General features: G+C 76.6%; 2 protein-coding genes. Both read right to left on the reverse strand.

What is annotated here, in order from left to right:
• The coding region (locus G3I42_RS09940; protein WP_164284396.1) for a glycosyltransferase at nucleotides 1-876 on the reverse strand (876 nt) is incomplete at its 3' end.
• Nucleotides 877-935: 59 nt separating this feature from the next.
• The coding region (locus tag G3I42_RS09945; RefSeq protein ID WP_164284393.1) for a DUF3344 domain-containing protein at nucleotides 936-1,993 on the reverse strand (1,058 nt) is incomplete at its 5' end.

A 1,993-nucleotide genomic window follows, 5' to 3' on the forward strand; every position in this document is an offset into this window, starting at 1 on the left:
GAGCGCGCGCCCGCAGGCCATCGCCTCCAGCGGCGCGAGCGCCATCCCCTCCCAGCGCGAGGGCAGGGCCACGAGGTCCGCGGCCCGGTACCAGCGCGCGCACTCCCGCGCCGATCCCGCGAACTCGACGCCTGGCCCGGCCTGTTGACGCAGCTCCGCCTCGTCGGGACCGTCGCCGACGAGGACGAGCCGCGCCCCCGGCACGGCCTCGCGCACAGCGGGCCAGGCCCGCAGCAGCACGTCCTGCCCCTTCTGCCGGCACAGCCGTCCCACGCACACGACGAGCGGAGCGGCGTCCCCGTACCCGTACCGGCCGCCCTCGGGCCGGAAGGCGGCGAGGTCGACGCCGTTCGGCAGGACGACGAACTCGCCCGCCACGCCCGCCTGTTCGCCGGTACGCCGCTCGGCCTCGCTCACGCAGAGCAGCCGGTCGGCCCAGCGGGCCCCGTACCGCTCCCAGCGCCGCGCGAAGGCGCCGACGGGGCCGCCCGCCGCCTCGAACGACCAGGCGTGCGGCTGGAACACGGTCGGCAGCGCTCCCCGCACCGCGAGGCGTGCGGCGAGACCGGCCTTCGCGCTGTGCAGGTGGACGAGGTGGGGCCGCACGACGTCGAGCACCCGCCGCACACCGGCCGTCTCGGCCCGCAGCGCGGGGCCGGGCGCGCGCCCCGCGTACCACTCGTGCACGAACGCGCCGCACAGGGCGACCTGTTCACCGAGCGTCCCGCCGGGCGGGCAGGCGAGGTGCACGTCCAGGCCCTCCGCGCGCTGCGCGCGTACGAGGTCCGCGACGACTCGCGCGACACCCCCTTCGACGGGCTGCGCGATGTGCAGGACACGGGTACGGGGCGGGAGTTCGCACTGCTCTGCTGACACTGACACGCGCACTTACCCAACTGTGCGAAGGACGGGGGAAGTTGTGGAGCGAGGGACGGTCAGTCGCGGCCCACGCCGGTTCCGCCACCGGACTCGCCGCCGCCCGCCGCCAGGCCACCCTTCCGGCCGCCCGCCCGCGCCTCGTCCGTCTCCGCCCAGAACGCCCCCAGCCACACCGCGTCCCGCTGCGCTGACACGTCGACCCGCAGTCCCGTACCGCCGGGCCGCAGGGCCTTGCGCAGGTCGAGGACATCGGAGTCGTAGCCGAAGGTGTGCGGCAGGGCGCCACGCGAACTCACCGCACCGGCGGACGTGTTGTCGCCGATGGTCGAGTTGAAGAGGTCGGCGGTCGGGTTGGCCGCGTCGCCGCCGAGCGGGACGGGCCTCGCCGCTCCGGTACGTACCGTGACGGCGTCCCCGTCGATGCCCCGGTCCCCGTCGTACGCGACGATCCCCGCGCGCCCCGCGGCCCCGGCCGGCACGTGGTGGCCGGGCAGTTCGAGGCGGAGCGTGCGGCGGTCGCGGTCGTCGACGTGCAGCGACTCGAAGCCGTCCCACAGCGAGAGCCGCCGCAGCGGCGCCCCCGGCTCCTCCCAGGCGGCGACGAGCGTCCACCCGCCCCAGCCGCCCGTCGCGGAGTGGCCCTTGGCGATGGGGAGTTGGGCGACGGTCCACTCGCCGGGACCGCTCGCGCGCACGAGGTCGGTGACGTCGGCCGAGGCGTGCAGGGCCTCCGCGCCGCCCGCGACACGGTGCCCGATCGCCGTATCGGCGGCGACCTTGCGGTAGGAGCCGCCGGGCTCGGCGACGAGGACGCTTCCCGCGTCCGCGAGCGGCTTCTGCTCGCCGACGCGGAGGTTGCCGCCCCAGTACAGGCGCGCGTAGCGGATGCGCGCGCCCTCGGGCATGTCGAGGCGGGCGCGGGTGGAGTTGTAGGTGTTGGGGTCGTCGTCCCTGTCCGCGTACGACAGCGCGTAGTCACCGTTGTTGGGCGCGGTACGCCCCTTGGCCGCGCCCTCCCCGCGCCGCGCGCCCGCGCACGCCGGTACTCCCTTGACGGCGGGCGCCTCGCAGACCACGGCCGAGGCGGCGGCCCGCGCGAAGCCCCCGCGCAGGG

The organism is Streptomyces sp. SID11385 (assembly GCF_010548245.1).
In the GTDB taxonomy this organism is placed as follows: Bacteria; Actinomycetota; Actinomycetes; order Streptomycetales; family Streptomycetaceae; genus Streptomyces.